The 19,026-nt window shown below is 45.6% G+C and carries 20 protein-coding genes; 18 read left to right on the top strand and 2 right to left on the bottom strand.

The window, feature by feature from the left end; all coding sequences use genetic code 11:
* The first annotated feature begins 32 nt into the window (after positions 1–32).
* A complete protein-coding gene (locus tag BK127_RS01595) occupies positions 33–920 on the top strand; it encodes a SpoIIIAH-like family protein (protein WP_076227883.1) in 888 nt (295 codons plus the stop codon).
* 247 nt (positions 921–1,167) lie between these two features.
* On the opposite strand, the gene BK127_RS01590 is transcribed toward BK127_RS01595, so the two are convergent.
* Both BK127_RS01590 and BK127_RS01585 read right to left on the bottom strand, forming a co-directional pair.
* Positions 1,168–1,404 carry a hypothetical protein gene (locus BK127_RS01590; protein ID WP_076227881.1) on the bottom strand — a complete coding sequence of 79 codons (237 nt, stop codon included), beginning with the start codon at positions 1,402–1,404 and terminating at the stop codon, positions 1,168–1,170.
* Positions 1,405–1,548: 144 nt separating this feature from the next.
* Positions 1,549–2,235, bottom strand: a complete 687-nt coding sequence (locus BK127_RS01585) for a response regulator (RefSeq protein ID WP_076227879.1) — start codon at positions 2,233–2,235, stop codon at positions 1,549–1,551.
* Positions 2,236–2,362: 127 nt separating this feature from the next.
* Between BK127_RS01585 and BK127_RS01580 the strand changes: the two genes are divergently transcribed.
* The 17 genes from BK127_RS01580 to spoIVB all read left to right on the top strand — a co-directional run bounded on the left by BK127_RS01580 (position 2,363) and on the right by spoIVB (position 18,925).
* Positions 2,363–4,369 carry a sensor histidine kinase gene (locus tag BK127_RS01580; protein ID WP_076227877.1) on the top strand — a complete coding sequence of 669 codons (2,007 nt, stop codon included), beginning with the start codon at positions 2,363–2,365 and terminating at the stop codon, positions 4,367–4,369.
* An 82-nt stretch (positions 4,370–4,451) separates the two neighbouring features.
* Positions 4,452–4,958, top strand: coding sequence for an acetyl-CoA carboxylase biotin carboxyl carrier protein (gene accB, locus BK127_RS01575; protein ID WP_076227875.1), 507 nt, complete (start codon positions 4,452–4,454; stop codon positions 4,956–4,958).
* An 89-nt stretch (positions 4,959–5,047) separates the two neighbouring features.
* The gene (gene accC, locus BK127_RS01570; protein ID WP_076227873.1) at positions 5,048–6,406 is read left to right on the top strand and encodes an acetyl-CoA carboxylase biotin carboxylase subunit; all 1,359 of its coding nucleotides are present in this window, start codon (positions 5,048–5,050) and stop codon (positions 6,404–6,406) included.
* A gap of 138 nt (positions 6,407–6,544) precedes the next feature.
* Positions 6,545–6,955: an Asp23/Gls24 family envelope stress response protein gene (locus BK127_RS01565; protein WP_076227871.1), complete on the top strand. Its 411-nt coding sequence runs from the start codon at positions 6,545–6,547 to the stop codon at positions 6,953–6,955.
* Positions 6,956–7,044: 89 nt separating this feature from the next.
* A complete protein-coding gene (amaP, locus tag BK127_RS01560; RefSeq protein ID WP_076227869.1) occupies positions 7,045–7,605 on the top strand; it encodes an alkaline shock response membrane anchor protein AmaP in 561 nt (186 codons plus the stop codon).
* Between the two features lie 14 nt (positions 7,606–7,619).
* Positions 7,620–7,859: a DUF2273 domain-containing protein gene (locus BK127_RS01555; RefSeq protein WP_076227867.1), complete on the top strand. Its 240-nt coding sequence runs from the start codon at positions 7,620–7,622 to the stop codon at positions 7,857–7,859.
* A 101-nt stretch (positions 7,860–7,960) separates the two neighbouring features.
* Positions 7,961–8,410: a transcription antitermination factor NusB gene (gene nusB, locus BK127_RS01550; protein WP_076227864.1), complete on the top strand. Its 450-nt coding sequence runs from the start codon at positions 7,961–7,963 to the stop codon at positions 8,408–8,410.
* Positions 8,411–8,436: 26 nt separating this feature from the next.
* A complete protein-coding gene (folD, locus tag BK127_RS01545; protein ID WP_076227861.1) occupies positions 8,437–9,303 on the top strand; it encodes a bifunctional methylenetetrahydrofolate dehydrogenase/methenyltetrahydrofolate cyclohydrolase FolD in 867 nt (288 codons plus the stop codon).
* Positions 9,304–9,307: 4 nt separating this feature from the next.
* Positions 9,308–10,684, top strand: coding sequence for an exodeoxyribonuclease VII large subunit (gene xseA, locus BK127_RS01540; protein ID WP_076227859.1), 1,377 nt, complete (start codon positions 9,308–9,310; stop codon positions 10,682–10,684).
* Positions 10,659–10,913, top strand: a complete 255-nt coding sequence (gene xseB / locus BK127_RS01535) for an exodeoxyribonuclease VII small subunit (RefSeq protein ID WP_076227857.1) — start codon at positions 10,659–10,661, stop codon at positions 10,911–10,913. Before xseA ends, xseB begins: the two co-directional genes overlap by 26 nt.
* A 1-nt stretch (position 10,914) precedes the next feature.
* Positions 10,915–11,820: a polyprenyl synthetase family protein gene (locus BK127_RS01530; RefSeq protein ID WP_076227855.1), complete on the top strand. Its 906-nt coding sequence runs from the start codon at positions 10,915–10,917 to the stop codon at positions 11,818–11,820.
* 200 nt (positions 11,821–12,020) lie between these two features.
* On the top strand, positions 12,021–13,907 hold the full coding sequence (dxs, locus tag BK127_RS01525) for a 1-deoxy-D-xylulose-5-phosphate synthase (protein WP_076227852.1): 1,887 nt from the start codon (positions 12,021–12,023) through the stop codon (positions 13,905–13,907).
* 33 nt (positions 13,908–13,940) lie between these two features.
* Positions 13,941–14,777: a TlyA family RNA methyltransferase gene (locus BK127_RS01520; protein WP_076227850.1), complete on the top strand. Its 837-nt coding sequence runs from the start codon at positions 13,941–13,943 to the stop codon at positions 14,775–14,777.
* Positions 14,778–14,841: 64 nt separating this feature from the next.
* On the top strand, positions 14,842–15,315 hold the full coding sequence (locus BK127_RS01515) for a hypothetical protein (RefSeq protein ID WP_076228368.1): 474 nt from the start codon (positions 14,842–14,844) through the stop codon (positions 15,313–15,315).
* Position 15,316: 1 nt separating this feature from the next.
* The gene (ahrC, locus tag BK127_RS01510) at positions 15,317–15,766 is read left to right on the top strand and encodes a transcriptional regulator AhrC/ArgR (protein ID WP_076227847.1); all 450 of its coding nucleotides are present in this window, start codon (positions 15,317–15,319) and stop codon (positions 15,764–15,766) included.
* A gap of 15 nt (positions 15,767–15,781) precedes the next feature.
* On the top strand, positions 15,782–17,476 hold the full coding sequence (recN, locus tag BK127_RS01505) for a DNA repair protein RecN (protein ID WP_076227845.1): 1,695 nt from the start codon (positions 15,782–15,784) through the stop codon (positions 17,474–17,476).
* A 117-nt stretch (positions 17,477–17,593) separates the two neighbouring features.
* Positions 17,594–18,925, top strand: coding sequence for a SpoIVB peptidase (spoIVB, locus tag BK127_RS01500; RefSeq protein WP_076227843.1), 1,332 nt, complete (start codon positions 17,594–17,596; stop codon positions 18,923–18,925).
* The last annotated feature ends 101 nt before the right edge of the window (positions 18,926–19,026 follow it).

Genomic DNA, 19,026 nt, shown 5'->3' with positions numbered 1-19,026 from the left:
TGCTGGCGCAAAAACTTTTAGGAGGCAAAACAATGAACTCAAAAAGACAAACAATTTGGTTGGTATCCATGCTCAGTCTGATGGTCGTGTTATCTGCTTATTATTTGTTTACAGAAGACGTCAGCAAGCTTGAGTTTACATCAACAGGTGCAGCAACAACGGGTACTCCAACAAATGGTACAGCCAAAGGAACTGACAGCACAACTGGACTTTCCGCCAAGGAAATCGTCATCAACACCAATGATCTGAACGTCAAGCCGGTTGAATCCAAAACTACGCCTCAGGCAGCTGCCAAAACGGATACAGCTCCAAGTGCTGGGACGAACGCTACGGTCAATCCAGCAACCCCAGCCGCACCTACAGCGAATTCAGCAACTCCAGCTGCGCCAACAACCAAAGCAACGACGCCAGCTGCTGCCGATCCTAAAGCAAGCAGCGGAGCAGCAGCCAAAGATCCAAAAAGTACAACCCAAGCCAGTGCAGCTACTGCACAGCCTACTGTCAAAGCAAACGAAGCGGTGAGTGCAGAGGATGCTAAAGTGCTGCAGCAGGTCATGACACAGGTCAAGTCAGGCAGCGACTATTTTGCAGGTCTTGGGCTGAAACGTAATGAGGAGCTTGCCAAGCTGACCGAGAAATGGATGACGATTCTGGCTGATCCGAAGCAGACCGCCACAGCCGCAGCGAATGCAGAAGCAGAGCTGAGAAAGCTCCAAGATCAAGAGGCCAAGGTGACCAACCTGGAAGATACATTAATGAAGGAATTCCCGCAAGCCGTGATTACGGAGGAAGCCAGTAAATGGAGGGTCACTGTTCAAAGCAATAAGTTGGAAAAAAGCCAGGCAGTCAGCATTATTGATAAGGTTATGCAGGAAATGAACGTTGCGGCTGATAAAATAGTTGTGCAATTTGTACCTTAAGGGGATCCTGACAACTACAAACTCGATTTAGATCAATGAGAAACCACAAAGAAGCGGAAAAGGATTGTCGTATCCTTCGCTTCTTTGTTGGTTTTTTGTCGATTGAAAAGTGCTGAGCATAAAATAATCAGGCTCATATAGAAGCTGACTCAGCGCATATCTTAGCCAGCCAATTCAATTGTAGGAAGCGGTTGCAAAAAAAGAGTCCGACGGGTCGGACTCTTCGCGTAAAAATAATACATAAGTGCTACTCCACAGGCTCGGTGACGATATCGTCAGCTTCTTCCGCTGAATCGGAAATTTCCCCATCCGCTTCCTCAGACTCCTCGTCGTCTGATTCTTCCTCCTCAACGGCCTCTTCCTCTTCAGCTTCAGCCTGGACGTCCTCTGCCTCAACCTCGGCTTCGCCTACTGCTTCCTCCGATGCCTCTGCAGCTGTTGCCTCTTCGTCAACCACAATCGCTTCGTTTTCAACTTCACTCATATGTATCCCTCCAATTGTGCTTAGCTGAGCTAAGCCTACTACTACTATAGCAGGGAGGTTCTGCAGTAGCTGTCGATATATGGGTATGATTGTTAAATTTGGATTACATTCTGATTACAGCTTGTTCCAAATCTACAAGTGCGATTATTCCTGCTTTACAGCTAATATTTGTAAAAGCTCTGAACGTGTGTTGATGCTTAGCTTACGGTACATGCGCGATACATAATTTTTGACAGTGCCTTCGGTAATATACAGATCCTCAGCGATCATCCGGTTACTCCAGCCTTGCCAAATCAGCCTGACTATTTCCAGCTCTTTGTCATCGAGTGAAGAGCTATGCTTGGATAACAACTTGCTCAGATCGTTGATGGTTGTGTTTTTTTCAAGTTCTCTAAGCTGGGTGAGTCTGCTGGATATGTTGTTGATCAGCTTGAGCGGTGCCACAAACTGGCCCTCCATGACCATGTCAACCGATCGATAAAAGGACTCGACATTCATATCCTTGAGCAGATACCCATTGATCCTGGCAATGGCACCCTCCTCCATATAAGTATCGTGATCAAAAGCAGTCAGCAAAATAATTTTCATTTGAGGATATAGTTCTCTGATCGCTTTGGTGCATTCAATTCCATCCATATCAGGCATTTGAATATCCAGAATACAAAGCTCCGGCACAATAATGCTGTTCTGGAGAGCACTCAGAGCCTCTTCACTGCTCGCAACAGAGGCTATAATCTCATACTTCGAATTCGATTGCAGGATTTCCTGCAGGCTGCTGCGAACCAGTGAATGATCCTCGGCAAGCAGGACTTTAATAGTGTGATTTATCATGGCTCATTTGCGCTTGATCCTTCTGGATGCAGCTCTCCTTTTTAATCTATGCAAAGTTATTGTATCATGTAATATAGTAAACAGCTGTAAATTTTCAACCATGCTTGTTAATTGAAGGAGGACATTGTTGAGGACATTGTTGAGAACCTTGGTCGTGATCATGTTTGTATGGGTTATTATGCTCACGGGATGTTCCCAGGAGGAGTCAATTCCGCGCGTGAACAAGGGAGAGGTGGACTTCAGTGGATTTTCATTGTCAGGTGCGAACCGTTCTTATGTGTTGTCTGGGGATTGGAGCTTCGCTCCCGATAGGCTGGTCGACCCGAAGCAAAGCTGGCCGGAGGCAAACACCGGATATATGGATGTTCCTGCAAGCTGGGAATTTGCGCCATACATAGGTGACAAGGCATGGGATCGTCAATTCGGAACGTATCGATTACAAATCCGACTGCATCCTGACGATGTGGGGCAGACAATTGGCTTAAATATGAGACAGATTTCCTCAGCATACCGGATGTGGATCAACGGTCAATTGTTAATGGAACTGGGCACGGTAGGTACAACGGCCTTAACATCAGTACCCTACGAATCCCCTGAATACGTTTACTTTGTCCCTGAGAGCAGCAACTTGCAAATGGATATACAGGTATCGAATTACGCCCAGCGCAAAGGTGGAATTTGGAGCGGAATTCATATTGGGAGCCAACGGGCGATTCAATCGGATTCACTTCCTCCTTTGGTTAGAGACTGCATGAGTGCGGGCGCTTTATTGATGATGGGTTTGTTTTATTTAGTATTTGCGTCGTTATACATATCTGATCGTTCAACCTTATTTCTGGGGCTTCTATCGATTTTATTAGGACTGCGGACATTCTTATTTGGTGAAGTTTTGGTCATTTCCTTTCTTCCGGACCTACTCTGGGAATGGCAGGTAAAGCTGGAATATTTGGTTGAGATTGCAGCCATTCTTGCTCTCAATCAATACTTGAGTTCGATCTTCCCTGAGCATTTTTCCAGATATGTACTGAAGTTCCTTTATTTAATCTTTGGGTTGTTCGCTGTATTTGTTTTGTTAACACCACCTGTTATTTTCACTCAATGGCTTACCGTATTTACGGTGTTGATTACCTGCACGCTTTTGTATTCTTCATGTATTGTTTATCCAAGGGCAGTCAGGCAGCGTCGCCTTGGGGCACGTTCTGGTGCGATAGCAGGTATCATTGCATTTTTCGCTGTATTGAGTGATTCTTTTTATTACCTGTGTATTCCACTTACATCGGAAGGTCTTATCAATACCGGTTTCTTTATCTATTTACTTACGCAGATGGCAGTTACCGTCCGGCGTTATATCCATCTTAAGCAGGAGTCTGCGGCACTCACTCTACGCTTGGCTGAGTCCAATGAGCAGTTGGAACAAAAGGTTATGCAGCGCACGCGGCAGCTCACAGAATCGCATCGGTCCAATTCTCGTTTATTACATAATATCGCACATGACTTGAATGCACCGATTGCATTGATTCGTCAACAATCGAAGCTTCTGCAGGTCCATGTTCAGGAAGATGGACTTCACCATTTAAAGCTTATCGGGCAACAATCCGAATGGGCTGTACGGTTGGCACAGAACCTGAATGATTTGGCACGACTGCAGGAAAACGAAATGAATTTTCAACCTGCGCTGATGAGCTCAGAGGGTTTGCTGAGGTTTCTTTATAAAAGGACCGAGCCTATCATACGCGGAGGCGGATTCATGTGGTCGCACAAATCGCTGGACGATTTGTTTGAAGCGGACGCGCTGCTTGTAAAGGTGGATTTGTTTTTAATGGAGCGAGTGTTCGATAATATCGCCTCTAACATGCTTAAATATGCGCTTCCTGCTGGCCATGTAAGTTTGTCTTATGAGAACAAGGAAGAATCGATGGAAATTATTTTTGAAAATGAAGTTGCTGCACTGACGGATGAAACACTTGACCGCATGTTTGATCGCTTCTATCAACAGGTTCCTGAAGAGGGTGGAAGAGGTATCGGGTTAGCGGTTTGCAGTGAAATTGTCCGTTTGCATGGGGGACAGATTCGTGTCGTTCAGCCCGATAAAGGGACAATTCAATTTGTGATATCGCTTCCACTTATGCTGTAGTCAGAGGAAACTCTTTCTTTGTTAAGGGATTGTGGTATAATAGCAACGTTATTGTTTCACCATCGTTGAAGGAGTGAATCTAGTGTTTAAACTTAGCGAAATTAAAGAATTAATTAAATTAATCGATCAAAGTTCCCTGCAGGAATTGGAAATTGAAAATGAAGGCTCTCGTTTGCTGATTCGCAAACCTACCAAAACAGAATCTGTTGTATTTGCATCATCACCAACGCAGCACTCATTTCAACATTTAGCACCTCAACAATCCTTACCACAAACGGTAATCCATGCCCCGGCGGAAAGTCATAACCCAGTGGTGGAGGGTGTGATAGCACCTGCGGCGAACGCGAACTTACATAAAATTGTTTCACCTATGGTCGGCACGTTCTATGCGGCATCATCACCAGGTGCTGCTGATTTTGTGAATAAAGGCAGCCAGGTTAAAGAGAAGTCCGTTGTCTGCATCATTGAAGCGATGAAGCTGATGAATGAGATCGAAGCAGAAATCAAAGGTGAAATTGTGGAGATACTGGTAGAGAACGGCCAATTGGTAGAATACGGCCAACCCTTGTTCCTTGTAAAACCCGAGTAACGAAGTGCGAAGTCAGTTTTCTTCGGAAAACTTAAGGTTACGCATATGAAGTCAGTTTTCCTTCGGAAAACTTGTAGGAGGAGATCGGAATGAAGTTTCAAAAAATTTTAATTGCCAACCGCGGCGAAATTGCCGTACGGATTATTCGCGCTTGTCATGAGTTGGGTATATCCACAGTTGCCGTATATTCGGAAGCGGATCGTGAATCGCTGCATGTCCGGCTCGCAGACGAGGCTTATTGCATCGGCCCCACTTTATCCAAGGACAGTTATCTGAATCTGACCAATATTATGAGTGTAGCAACCTTGACTGAAACCGATGCGATTCATCCGGGTTATGGATTTTTGGCTGAAAACGCCGATTTTGCCGAGATTTGTGAGAGCTGTAACATTACCTTTATCGGTCCCTCGCCAGATGCGATCAATCGAATGGGTGATAAAGCAGTAGCCAAGCTTACGATGAAGCAGGCGGATGTTCCGATTATTCCTGGCTCTGACGGTCTTGTTGAGGATTTGGATGATGCAGTCAGGATCGCCAAGGAAATTGGATATCCGGTCATCATTAAAGCAACAGCAGGCGGTGGAGGCAAGGGAATTCGTATTGCCGACGATGAAGAGATGCTGATTAGTCAGATTACCAATGCCCAGCAGGAAGCTCAAAAAGCTTTCGGAAACGCTGGCGTTTATCTGGAAAAGTATTTGACAGGAATGAAGCACGTCGAAATTCAAATACTGGCAGACAAGCATGGCAATGTCGTCCATTTGGGTGAACGGGATTGCTCGGTTCAGCGCAGACGCCAAAAGCTCGTTGAGGAAGCGCCTTGTCCAATTTTGACTGAAGAAGTGCGTGTACGGATGGGTGAAGCTGCCGTTCGTGCTGCCAAGGCTGTTAATTATTCAGGAGCCGGGACACTAGAATTTCTTTTGGGAGCCGATGGCCAGTTTTATTTTATGGAAATGAATACGCGTATTCAGGTAGAGCATCCGGTAACAGAGATGATCACCCGTATAGATATTATTAAAGAGATGATCCGGATTGCTGAAGGGGACCCGTTATCCTTCACACAAGATGAGGTTAGAATCGAAGGCTGGGCGATTGAATGCCGTATTAATGCTGAGGATTCCACTCGTAATTTCATGCCTTCCGCTGGACAAATTCAATTTTATTTGCCACCTGGAGGGTTTGGAGTCAGGGTAGACAGCGCTGCATATCCGGGATATACGATTTCACCGCACTATGATTCGATGATTGCCAAGCTGATTGTGTGGGGGAGAGACCGTGATGAAGCGATTCAGCGCATGAAGCGTGCGTTGTCCGAATTTGCGGTTGAAGGCATTCACTCGACGATCCCTTTTCATTTGAAGCTGCTGGAGCACCACAAATTTATTTCCGGGGATTTTGACATCAAATTTCTTGAAGATCATGACGTGAATGACCCTGAATCGTAAAGCTTTTATTTGTCATGGCTATATGATGATGATATAGTATGGGTTAAGACAAGTTTGCTAACTTCGCGCATACATATAGAGAGATCGAAGAAATAGACGCTTAGGAATCGGATTATAAAATTAGGAGGCCCCCAAATCATGACAATGATTGCTGCGGATTACGAAAAAACAGAAATGGGTACGATCCAGATAGCTCCGGAAGTTATCGAGATCATAGCTGGTATGGCTACGATTGAAGTTCCGGGTGTTGCAGGAATGAGTGGTGGCTTTGCAGGCGGGATTGCCGAACTGCTAGGTCGCAAAAATTTATCTAAAGGCGTTAAGGTTGAGGTCGGACAGCGTGAAGCAGCGGTTGATGTATCCATCGTTATCGAATTCGGTACACGTATCCCAGAAGTAGCCTCAGGTGTTCAGCTCAATGTCAAGAACGCTATCGAATCCATGACAGGTCTGAGTGTTAAGGAAGTTAATGTACACATTCATGATGTTATTTTTAAAACTGTTGAGAAAGTGGAAGAGACAGAAGTTGTTCCACATCGAGTCAAGTAATGTAGTTTTGAAATGGTGAAAAAAACGATTTTGAAAACCCCCTTCAAGCTGTAAGGGGGTTTGCTCTCATTCGGAAGGAGTCCGGTTTTGTGGTAAAAGTGATAGATAGACTGCTTCTCTTCGTTCTCAGCGTCGTTGTTCTGATCGTAGGCTGCTCGGTGTTATTGTGTGCTTTGGGTTGGATTCCTTTCGATAAAGCTGTTAATTTTGCCCGTGACGTGTACTTTGATTTGCATACGGCATTAACCTTTATATCCTTGACAGTCGTGATTATGCTGATCAGTATTCGTTTACTGATAGTATCTCTGCCGCGAAGCAGTGCGGTAGTGCCGTCCATAGATCAACGGACCGAGTTTGGAGATATTCGAATCTCAATGGAAACGGTCGAAAATCTATCTTTGAAGGCAGCACAGCGTACACGCGGTGTGAAGGATTTAAAGGCTCGGGTGAAGGTAAGTCCCGCGGGTCTGGAAATTATCATCAGGGCGATCGTAGACGGGGAAACCTCAATTCCGCAGTTAACCGAAGAGATGCAAGCAGGGGTTAAAAAGCATATCGAGGAAATAACGGGAATTCCGGTTGCAGTTGTTACCGTATTTATCGCCAATATTCAACAATCAACACCTACATTTAAAAGTCGGGTAGAGTAGAGGTGGGTTCTTCCATGTGGAATGGGCTGTGGGAACTGCTGTGGGAACGTCATCGCGGGAAAACCCTGGGGTCAGTCGGTGGCGTACTATTGGGACTCATCTATTTAATTTGCGGATTGTGGGATATGTTAATTTTCGCCCTAATCGTATATACTTGTTATCATATAGGGAATCGTGTAGAGCGGGGTGAGCCCGCCATTCCCGTTGAAACGACGTGGCGCTGGATCATGGACAAATGGAGATTGTTTAGATGAAATCCCTGGTTCTTGCCAAGGATTTTTTTGTTTGATGTTACGAAGTTGCTGTTTATGAAGCGAGCTTCCCTCAGGAAGCCTTTAGAAAGGAATTAAACCGGATGAGAAGAAGATTGGCAAGAGAGCTAGCGCTCCAAAGCCTGTATCAGGTTGAAATGAACACGGTGAGCGTGATAGAGGCGATCACTCATGTTGTAGAAGAAGCACAAAACGATGATGAGTCTGAATTGATCAAAACGAAGGATATCATTGCTGAAGAGGAAATCAAGGAGCTTGTGGATGGGACGCTTGCCCACAAGGAGAGCATTGATGAGCTGCTTAAAGACTATTTAAAGGGCTGGAAGATGGACAGGCTTTCCCGTGTAGACCGCGAAATCTTACGATTGGCTTCTTATGAGATGCTATACCGTGATGATGTTCCGCCCAAGGTTGTTGTCAATGAAGCGATTGAATTGTCCAAGCATTTTGGTACGGAGGAGTCCGGCAAGTTCGTAAATGGCGTGCTCGGCAAAATGATCAAGGAACTGGATGAAATCAAAAGCAAACGTTAATAAACATTCAGGAAAGGGGACAAATCATGTCCGCACAAGTCATTAACGGAAAAGAAATCGTCAGCACTTACCGTGCGCAAATTAAAGAGGAAGTCGCCAATTTGACAGCCAAGGGTGTACAGCCCGGACTGGCTGTTATTATCGTGGGCGAAGACCCCGCTTCTCAGGTTTATGTACGTAATAAAGCCAAAGCTTGTGAAGAAGCAGGGATCTACTCCGAGGTTCATAAGCTTGCGGGCAGCACGTCGGAGGCTGATGTGTTGGCACTAATCGAGCAGTTGAATCACAATCCGCGTATTCATGGCATTCTGGTGCAATCTCCCCTTCCTAAACATATTTCCGAGGATAAAATCGTTGAAGCGATAGCGGTTGAAAAGGATGCAGATTGTTTCCACCCAGTCAATGTCGGTAACTTAATGATTGGCAAGGAAGGTCCGGCTCCTTGTACGCCTGCGGGTGTTATTGCCATATTGAAGCATATTGGCGTTGATATCGCGGGTAAACATGCAGTGGTTATTGGAAGAAGCAATATTGTAGGCAAGCCGATGGCTATATTAATGCTCAGAGAGCATGCAACGGTAACTATATGCCATTCCAAAACAGCCAATATGGAAGAAATCACACGCCAGGCGGATATCTTAATTGCAGCAGTAGGCAAACCAAAGATGGTCAAAAAGCATCATGTGAAGCCGGGCGCTATCGTTATTGATGTAGGTATCAATCGTCTCGATACAGGCAAGCTGGCAGGAGATGTTGATTTCGATGATGTATTGGATACAGCGAGCTATATTACTCCGGTTCCGGGTTGTGTAGGACCGATGACCATTACGATTTTACTTAGAAATACGCTTGATGCGGCTGCGCGTACCTTACAGTCCCAAGTGAACGGATAAGCATATGAAAGAAAAAAAAGTTCTTTCGATCAAAGACCTGAACCGATATATTAAAATGCGTCTCGAAAGTGACAATACCCTGCAGGACGTATGGGTCCGCGGGGAAATTTCCAATTTTACCCATCACTCCAGCGGTCATATGTACTTTACATTGAAAGATGCGGACAGCAGGTTGAAAAGTATCATGTTTGCCTCCAGCAACCAGAGACTCGGATTCATCCCGCGTGAAGGCACGAAGGTGTTAGCCTGCGGGAATATTTCCGTGTATGAGCGTGATGGTCAATACCAATTCTATGTATCTCAAATGCAGCCTGATGGCATCGGAAGTCTATATCTGGCTTTTGAACAGCTGAAGAAAAAGCTGGCGGATGAAGGACTGTTCGCAGTTGAACGGAAACAATCGATTCCACGTTTTCCAAAGGCGATCGGGGTGATTACTTCGCCAACGGGGGCAGCAGTCCGTGATATTATGATTACGCTTCAACGGCGCTATCCGAATGTGCCTATACTGCTGTATCCTGTGCTGGTGCAAGGAACGCAGGCAGCACCTTCTATTGTGAAAGCGATCGAGACGATGAATGCAAGAAATGAAGTCGATGTCATGATCGTCGGTAGAGGCGGAGGCTCCCTGGAGGAGCTTTGGGCATTTAACGAAGAGGCAGTAGCCCGATCGATTTATGCATCACAGATACCGATTATATCCGCAGTAGGTCATGAGACGGATTTCACAATTGCCGACTTTGTTGCTGATCTCAGAGCGGCAACACCAACAGCGGCAGCAGAACTGGCGGTTCCTCATCATTTGGAGCTTAGGCAGCAGCTCAGCTATTATAATCAAAGGCTTAACGGTGGGTTGTCCAATCAGTTGGAGCGTGGGCGAGAACGTTTGCGCAGAGCGCGGCGGTCACCGGTATTTCTGAATCCCCGTAGACAGCTGCTTGTTCAGCCGATGGAACGGTTGGACCGGACGAAGGAACAGCTGGCATACAAAATGCGCAGACGTCTGACCAAGCTGCAGGAGCGTCAGCTTAAGCTGGACAAGCTGTTGTCTTCGTACAATCCGAAGGAACAGGTTCTGTTTGCCAAGCGTCGTCTGGGTTCAACCGTGCGTCAATTACAGCAAGCGATTCAGACAGCCAAAAGCCAAAAGCGCCAAGAACTGGTCAGTGCTATCCGTCAGCTGGATGCGCTTAGTCCATTAAAAGTCATGCAGCGAGGCTACAGTCTTGTGTATGATGAAAATCAAAAGCAGCTTATCAAATCCATCCAGCAGGTGCAGATCGGTGATGTACTGAAGCTTAGATTGACGGATGGGCAAGTAGATTGCCATGTGTGGTCAATGGAGGGAAAAGAAAATGTCAAAACAGGAAACGACGCCTAGCTTTGAGGAGGCGATGGATAAATTGGAGCAGATCGTAGCACTTCTCGAGAGTGGAGATGTACCCTTGGAGCAGGCGATTGAATTGTTTCAAGAAGGTATGAAGCTGTCCCAATTGTGTGGGAGCAAGCTGGAGCAGGTAGAGCACAAGATCGAAATTTTGATGGAGCAAGAGGGCGGATTGGTCAAAAAACCATTCAATCCGGGAGCAGACGAAAAGGGTGGGGCTTAACATGAGCACCGAAACGACGATAAAGCAATACCTTGACCAAAAAGTCGAGCTGATCGAAGCGGAACTGCTTGAATCGATTCCGGGTATCTGGAATATTCCTGAAACCTTAAGGGAATCAATGATGTATTCACTAATGGCCGGGGGCAAACGTCTCCGTCCAATTTTGATGCTTGCAGCAGTAGAGGCACTAAATGGAAGCACGGAATCGGCAATCCCGGTTGCGTGTGCAGTTGAAATGATTCACACCTATTCATTGATTCATGATGATTTGCCTGCGATGGATGATGATGATTACCGCCGCGGCAAGCTGACGAACCATAAAGTATATGGTGAAGCGATGGCTATTTTGTCCGGTGATGCACTGCTTACCCATGCATTTTATTCAGTTGTTCAGGCGTATCGGATTTATGAGGTTCCGGCTGAACGGGTGCTGGACATCGTTGAGGATTTATCCAGACTGGCGGGTGCTCCAGGGATGGTTGGCGGCCAGGCAGCGGATATGCAGGGAGAACAGGGCTTAACTCGCTTGGAGGAACTCGAATATATTCATACACACAAGACAAGCGATTTAATCGTGTTTTCTTTGAAGGCTGGGGGTCATTTGGCGGGTGCTAATCCGAAACAGCTCCAAGCGTTGGAGAAGTTCGGTTATAATATCGGTCTGGCCTTTCAAATTCAGGATGATATTCTCGATCTGGTCGGGGATGAGAAGAAACTTGGAAAGCCGGTTAAAAGTGATGAGAAGCAGCAAAAGGTTACCTATCCTTATTTTGTAGGTATTGAAGCCTCACAGGCCAAAATGAATGAGCTCGTTGAACAAGGCAAGCAGGCGATCATCAATGCTGGATTCCCGTATTCAGCAAGACTTTTGGAGCTTGCTGATTTTATTGTACAAAGAGACAGGTGATCTTTGTAGAGGCTATTCAAAAAGCCAGCTATTCGAACACGCACAATAGCTGCATTTTTCCGTATCATCTTACAATTGAGCACCTATCATCAACTATGCTATAATAAATCATACGTTTAGTGGGATAGATTGCTTATTCACTCCTGCGATTGGGGTGTTTGTTATACGCAACAGTCCAAACAGGAAAGCGGGGAACACGCGTGCTGCTAGAACATATCAATCAACCACAAGACTTGAAGCACCTGACGATAGAACAATTAGAACTGCTTGCAGAGGAAACGAGGCAGTTTTTAGTTGAAAAGCTTTCGTTAACCGGTGGACATCTTTCATCCAATCTGGGAGTTGTCGAGCTCACCATAGCCCTTCATTATCTTTATAATAGCCCTGTAGACAAATTTATTTTTGACGTGGGACATCAATCCTATGTGCATAAAATGTTTACCGGACGTATGAATCAGTTCGATACCCTGCGGAAGTACCAGGGTCTATGTGGCTTTGTCAAGCGCTCGGAGAGCGAGCATGATGTCTGGGAGGCCGGGCACAGCAGTACCTCGTTATCGGCAGCCATGGGCATGGCAGTAGCTCGTGATCTCAAAGGTGAGGACAACAAGATCATTGCTGTTATCGGAGATGGCGCCTTGACCGGCGGAATGGCCTTTGAAGCTATGAACCACATCGGGCATGAGAAAAAGAACATGATGGTCATTCTGAACGATAATGAAATGTCAATTGCTCCTAATGTTGGTGCGATGCATAATTATTTGGGGAAAATCCGTTCGGATAAGCATTATGTGAAGGCCAAAGAAGAAGTCGAGTATTTGTTGAAGAAAATCCCGGCAATTGGCGGGACGCTGGCCAAGACAATGGAAAAGCTGAAAGACAGCTTGAAATATATGCTGGTATCTGGAGTTATATTTGAGGAACTGGGCTTTACTTATTTGGGACCGGTTGACGGACACAATCTTCCTTTGCTGCTTGAGACGCTTAAGCAGGCCGAGAAGGTAGAAGGACCGGTTATGGTTCATGTGCTGACATTAAAAGGAAAAGGCTACTTGCCAGCTGAAGCGGATTCCTTTGCTTGGCATGGAGCACGTCCGTACAAGGTAGAGTCTGGTAAAATGCTCAAGGCTGTTGGTCATCCTATGTATACGGATGTTTTTGGCAATACGTTAATCGAGTTGGCTGAGCAGGACTCAAGAATTATAGCAGTTACTCCTGCGATGCCAGGTGGTTCTGGTTTGCTGAAATTTGCAGCTCAATTTCCGAAAAGGATGGTTGATGTTGGAATCGCCGAGCAGCATGCAGCTACCTTCTGTGCGGGGCTTGCGAGTGAGGGTATGAAGCCTGTGTTTGCTGTGTACTCCACATTTTTACAGAGAGCTTATGACCAGATTGTTCATGATATTTGTCGTGCGAATCTGAATGTGATCTTTGCTATCGACCGTGCAGGCTTTGTCGGAGAAGATGGTGAAACCCATCATGGTGTGTATGATATTGCCTATCTGCGGAGTATTCCTAACATGGTGCTGATGATGCCAAAGGATGAAAATGAACTGCGGCATATGCTTAAGACTTCAGTCGATTATGATGAAGGCCCAATCGCTGTTCGTTACCCGCGTACCAATGGACTCGGTGTACCTATGGATGAACCATTAAAATCGATTCCTATTGGTACATGGGAAGTGCTGAGACCGGGTGATAGTGCCGTAGTGCTGGCTGTCGGACCTATGATCGGTATCGCCTTAGAGGCTGCTGAGCAGTTAAATAAGGATGGATTACAGCTTAGGGTCGTTAACGCACGATTTATTAAGCCGATGGATGAAGCTATGCTGCTTCAGATCTCCAAGGAAAACCTGCCTATCATTACTTTGGAGGAAGGCACAACATTGGGCGGCTTCGGCAGCGGAGTGCTTGAGTTTTATGCGAATCAGAATCGTCATGGTCTGCAAATCAAAATCCTCGGTGTCCCCGATTATTTTGTCGAGCATGGATCGGTAAAAGAGCAGCGTCAGGAAGTAGGACTTACTGCAGAACGGCTTGTATCCGAGGTAAAAGCGTTGATGCCGCGCAAACGGCAGCATGCTTGAATCATCTCGGCAGAAAGTGGGAATAACTTCAGCATGGCAGCAGATAAAGAACGATTAGATATATTACTCGTGGAGCAGGGCTTTTTCCTGACACGGGAAAAAGCGAAGGCATCCATCATGGCCGGACTTGTTCAGGTGGATGAAGAACCCATCGACAAGGCCGGTACTAAGGTGCTCAGAAGCTCCAGAATCCTTGTTAAAGGTGCAATCCATCCTTATGTGAGTAGAGGTGGATTGAAGCTGGAGAAGGCTTTAAAGCTGTTCAATATTGATCTGAACGGCATCACCATGCTGGATATTGGAGCCTCCACCGGAGGTTTTACGGATTGTGCTCTACAGCATGGGGCGGCTTACGTATACGCAGTGGATGTGGGTTATAATCAATTGGATTGGTCGATGCGTAGCCATCCTCAGGTTAAGGTAATGGAACGAACCAACTTTCGTTTTATGAAGCTGGAGGATTTGGAAGGACAGCAGCCTGCTTTTGCATCGATTGATGTGTCCTTTATTTCCCTAAAGCTGATCCTGCCTCCGTTAAAAAGCATTTTGGCTGAGCAAGGATCGGTCGTTGCATTGATCAAGCCGCAATTTGAGGCAGGTCGCGACAAGGTTCCCAAGACGGGGGTTGTACGTGATCCGTCTGTTCACACAGAAGTACTTCAAACTGTACTGGGGTTCGCGGAGGAAGCAGGATTTTATTTGCAGGGACTTACCTTTTCTCCGATACGCGGCGGCGAAGGCAACGTTGAGTTTCTAGCTTATTTTCAATCAGCAAGTCCTCAATCAATTGTATCATCACAACTCAAAGACGAGTGGATTCAGCAAGTAGTCATCGATGCTCAAAAGCTTCAAAACTCATCTGGAGGATGAGTTTTTTGTTTTTTTGGAGGATATTGGTCGAGCTTCTCGAATACTTACCATTGAGGTGAACGGGATGCAAAGTGGCGATGGCTTTGTTATAATTTTGATTATTTTGATCGTGGGATTCTGGTTATACCTGTATATTCGCAATCGAATGAAGGGCACTATGGAAAGTGAAGGGGAAGGACTTCCACTTCCGGAGGGTACCCCGGTATCGTCGGATGAAGTTACTCGGTTACTGGAGGAAAATGGATTCAAGGTCATTAGCGGCAAACAGCGTATTCCCATTCACATTACGATTAATGAGGGGGAGCCCTTGCACAGCCGTTTGTTTATTGATTACTTCGTGGAGCAGGACGGTCTGTATTATACAGTAAAGGTTGCCAGAGAGCGTAAGCCTATGGAAGCCACAGGAAGTTCGATACGTGATCATCTGCTTGTCTTCCATTTACTGTATCCGCAAACTTCAGGCATTCTTTATGTAGATCCGCAGCAGCAGAGGATACAGTGTATCCGATTTCAAATAGACAACGAGGATGAGGTATAAAATGAAAGGCCAACGACATATCAAAATACGCGAAATTATTACGAATAATGAAATTGAAACTCAGGATGAGCTGGTTGATCGATTGAAATCTGCGGGTTATACGGTTACTCAGGCAACCATTTCACGGGATATCAAGGAATTACATTTAATCAAGGTTCCATTGGATGATGGCCGCTACAAATATTCGGTTCCTGCCGATCAGCGCTACAATCCTCTGCACCGTTTGAAGAGAGCCTTGAATGATCATTTTGTACATATCGATTATACCGATAACCTGGTCGTATTAAAGAGCCTTCCAGGAACGGCCAATGCCATAGGTTCGTTGATTGACAGTCTGGAATGGCCGGAAATTATGGGAACGATCTGTGGCGATGATACTATACTGATGATTTGCCGCGGCAAAGAACAAAGCAGCAAGGTGGTAAATCAGATTTTATCCATGCTTAGCTAACAGGGAGAGTTGACGATGCTGCTTGAAATGACAATACGCAATTTAGCTGTTATAGAATTCGTACACCTTCACTTTCGTAAAGGGTTTCATGTCCTTACCGGAGAAACAGGTGCAGGTAAATCCATAATTATTGACGCTTTAACCCTTGTAGCTGGAGGAAGAAGCTCAGCCGATTTGGTTCGATACGGCAGCGATAAATCTTCCATTGAAGCTTTATTTCATATCGAGTCGGGGCATCCGGTTTGGACAACCTTGGAGGAGCTTGGTATTGAAGCCGATTCGGAAGAGCATTTAATCATACGTCGTGAAATCACAGCACAAGGTAAAAGCACAAGCCGTATTAATGGGCAAATGGTTAACCTGGCAGGACTGAAATCCGTAGGTGCCTGGCTTGTGAACATTCATGGTCAGCATGAGCATCAATCGCTGTTCCATGTGGATGAGCATATCAATTGGCTCGATTTGTTTGGGGAAGCGGAGATAGGCCCATTAAAAAGCGAATACGGGAAGGCTTATTTAACGTATAGCGGGATTCGTAAAAGCTTGAAGGAGCTTGAGGCAACCAGTAAAAAGTCTCTGCAAATGTTGGATCTATATCGTTTTCAGGTTGAGGAAATCAGCTCGGCTCAATTAAAGGTGGGCGAGGATGAATCATTACTCGAAGAAAAACGCATACTAGCGAATGCGGAAAAGTTATATCAGAACGCTGCGGATTCTTACGATTCTTTAAGTGGAGCCGGAACGGGTCTTACAACGATTAGTAAAGTGATGCAAAAAATCGAAGATATTGCTGCTTTGGACCCAATAAAGCTTCAATCTGTTCTGGAGCAGGTTCAAAATGCTTATTATCAGCTTGAAGATGCTGCTTATCAGCTCCGTGATTATCGTGATGACATCGAATTCAATCCGACAAGGCTTGAATTTATCGAACAACGCTTACATACCATGGCTGGGCTTCGACGAAAATATGGAGAAAGTATCGCTGACATTCTTGAATATTTAAAGAAAGTACAGCATGAGCTCGATATGATTGAGAATAAGGATGAAAAGCTGCAGGAACTGCAGAAGCAGGAAAATCAAGCTGTTCAAAATTTACGCAAGCACGCCAAAAGTTTATCTGAGAAAAGACAGCAGGTAGCGGGCAAGCTGGCTGGTGAAATCGTGGCCGAGCTGCGTGATCTACATATGGAAAAAACGCAATTTAAGGTTCAAATTAAATTTAATGAAGAAGCTTGCGGTGCAAGTGGTGCGGACGAAGTGGAGTTTCTGATTTCAGCCAATCCTGGTGAACCGTTACGATCCTTAAGTAAAATCGCCTCAGGTGGGGAGATTTCCAGAGTGATGCTTGCCTTAAAATCGATTTTTGCCCGAGTCGATCGTATTCCGGTACTCGTATTTGATGAAGTCGATACTGGAGTTAGCGGACGTGCAGCTCAGGCAATTGCCGAGAAAATGTCCAGGCTGTCCCGTGATTGTCAGGTGTTTTCAATTACACACCTTCCCCAGGTAGCATGTATGGCTGATGCTCATTACCTGATTCATAAAACCAACGACGGTAAGCGGACCTTTACCCATGTAGACGATTTATCTGCTGAAGGACGTACTCACGAGTTAGCACGCATGCTCGGAGGGGTAGAGGTCACCGGCACGACCTTACAGCATGCTCAGGAAATGCTGGATCTGGCAGATGTCAAGAAAGGAAGTTTGTAGCCCCAAGTGTGGGATCATTTTCACTTATAAAACGAATGGTGTGGGGATACCTTAAGGGTACGCATTAAGCGGTGAGTCATTGCCGCTCGTGCACAGGAAGCAAGGGAGCGTGACACCATGAGTTCCAACCGGAGAAAAAGATTGATCGGATTGATGCTTATCTTCTTCGTTTGTCTGGGTAGCCTATCCACACCCTTCCAAAGCTTTGCCTCATTTCCAGAAGAACTAAGACTGTTCACTGGTCAGCAGACCAGTCTTCAGTTGGCGATGCCTGTTAGCGCCCAGGTGAGCGTGAATGATCCGGAAATTGTGAAAGTTAATGGATCGAACAAGCACTCATTTCAAGTGGATCTTCATCATCCCATTTCTTTGGAATCTTACAAAGCAGGACAAGCGGAGCTTACGCTAAAACTTTTTGGCAAGATTCCACTCAAAACCGTCAAGGTCAATGTGGTCCCTGACCTCAAGGTTATTCCAGGTGGGCATACCATCGGAGTGAAGTTAAAGTCAGCTGGTGTTCTGGTTGTCGGTCATCATTTGGTGACGATAGCAGATGAGAAGAAGATTTCACCAGGCGAAGATGCCCGAATTCAATTGGGCGATTTGATTGTCAAGCTGAATGGTAAGCCGATTACTGACGTGTCCAAGGTTTCTGAGCTGGTATCCGAGGCTGGTGAAAGCAAGAAACCCATTATTTTGACGGTAAAGCGAAATAATGAAGAGCTTGAGCTGAGTATGCAGCCAGCCTACGATATTGTGGATAAAACATATCGACTTGGGCTGTATATTCGAGACTCAGCGGCAGGTGTAGGGACACTGACCTTCTACGCACCTGATCAAGGTGTTTATGGAGCATTGGGCCATGTTATCACGGATATGGACACACAAACACCGATTGCTGTAGGAACCGGGGAAATTGTTCATTCCAATGTGACCTCAATCTCCAAGAGTCAAAATGGGGAGCCAGGAGAAAAAAGAGCACAGTTTTCCAAGGAAAGTAAAGTGCTCGGCAACATCGAGAAAAACACGTCATTCGGAATTTTTGGTCAAATGAATGAGCTGCCTGATCACAGCTTTTCCAAGGAAGCTTTACCAGTCGCCTTTTCAGAAGAAGTAAAAGAAGGACCAGCCCAGATTTATACGGTTGTGAGTGGGCAAAAGGTTGAGAAGTTCGATATCGAAGTTATGCACGTGACCAAGCAGGACTTTCCGGCAACCAAAGGTATGGTTATTAAAGTCACAGACCCGCGCTTACTGGAAAAGACCGGTGGTATCGTACAAGGAATGAGCGGGAGTCCTATTATTCAGAATGGTAAAGTGATTGGTGCTGTCACTCATGTATTTGTTAATGATCCGACTAGTGGTTACGGATGTTTTATTGAGTGGATGCTGCAGGATGCAGGCATTATGCTTCGCCAGACTTTGAATGAAACGATGAAAGCATCTTAAAAGTTCTCCCTCATGGGGGAACTTGTTTTTTTGACTAAACCTGTCGAATGTTCAGCTATCTTGAAACAAAATATTAATTATATGATAAATACAAAAAAAAA

This window comes from Paenibacillus sp. FSL H7-0331 (genome assembly GCF_001956045.1).
This window is presented reverse-complemented; position numbering and strand designations above follow the sequence as displayed.

Excerpts from the sequence above, each read along its gene's own strand:
- BK127_RS01595 (WP_076227883.1), top strand. The coding sequence starts at position 33 with ATGAACTCAAAAAGACAAACAATTTGGTTGGTATCCATGCTCAGTCTG.
- BK127_RS01590 (WP_076227881.1), bottom strand. The coding sequence starts at position 1,404 with ATGAGTGAAGTTGAAAACGAAGCGATTGTGGTTGACGAAGAGGCAACA.
- BK127_RS01585 (WP_076227879.1), bottom strand. The coding sequence starts at position 2,235 with ATGATAAATCACACTATTAAAGTCCTGCTTGCCGAGGATCATTCACTG.
- accC (WP_076227873.1), top strand. The coding sequence starts at position 5,048 with ATGAAGTTTCAAAAAATTTTAATTGCCAACCGCGGCGAAATTGCCGTA.
- BK127_RS01565 (WP_076227871.1), top strand. The coding sequence starts at position 6,545 with ATGACAATGATTGCTGCGGATTACGAAAAAACAGAAATGGGTACGATC.
- BK127_RS01555 (WP_076227867.1), top strand. The coding sequence starts at position 7,620 with ATGTGGAATGGGCTGTGGGAACTGCTGTGGGAACGTCATCGCGGGAAA.
- nusB (WP_076227864.1), top strand. The coding sequence starts at position 7,961 with ATGAGAAGAAGATTGGCAAGAGAGCTAGCGCTCCAAAGCCTGTATCAG.
- folD (WP_076227861.1), top strand. The coding sequence starts at position 8,437 with ATGTCCGCACAAGTCATTAACGGAAAAGAAATCGTCAGCACTTACCGT.
- xseA (WP_076227859.1), top strand. The coding sequence starts at position 9,308 with ATGAAAGAAAAAAAAGTTCTTTCGATCAAAGACCTGAACCGATATATT.
- xseB (WP_076227857.1), top strand. The coding sequence starts at position 10,659 with ATGTCAAAACAGGAAACGACGCCTAGCTTTGAGGAGGCGATGGATAAA.
- BK127_RS01530 (WP_076227855.1), top strand. The coding sequence starts at position 10,915 with ATGAGCACCGAAACGACGATAAAGCAATACCTTGACCAAAAAGTCGAG.
- BK127_RS01520 (WP_076227850.1), top strand. The coding sequence starts at position 13,941 with ATGGCAGCAGATAAAGAACGATTAGATATATTACTCGTGGAGCAGGGC.
- BK127_RS01515 (WP_076228368.1), top strand. The coding sequence starts at position 14,842 with ATGCAAAGTGGCGATGGCTTTGTTATAATTTTGATTATTTTGATCGTG.
- ahrC (WP_076227847.1), top strand. The coding sequence starts at position 15,317 with ATGAAAGGCCAACGACATATCAAAATACGCGAAATTATTACGAATAAT.
- recN (WP_076227845.1), top strand. The coding sequence starts at position 15,782 with ATGCTGCTTGAAATGACAATACGCAATTTAGCTGTTATAGAATTCGTA.
- spoIVB (WP_076227843.1), top strand. The coding sequence starts at position 17,594 with ATGAGTTCCAACCGGAGAAAAAGATTGATCGGATTGATGCTTATCTTC.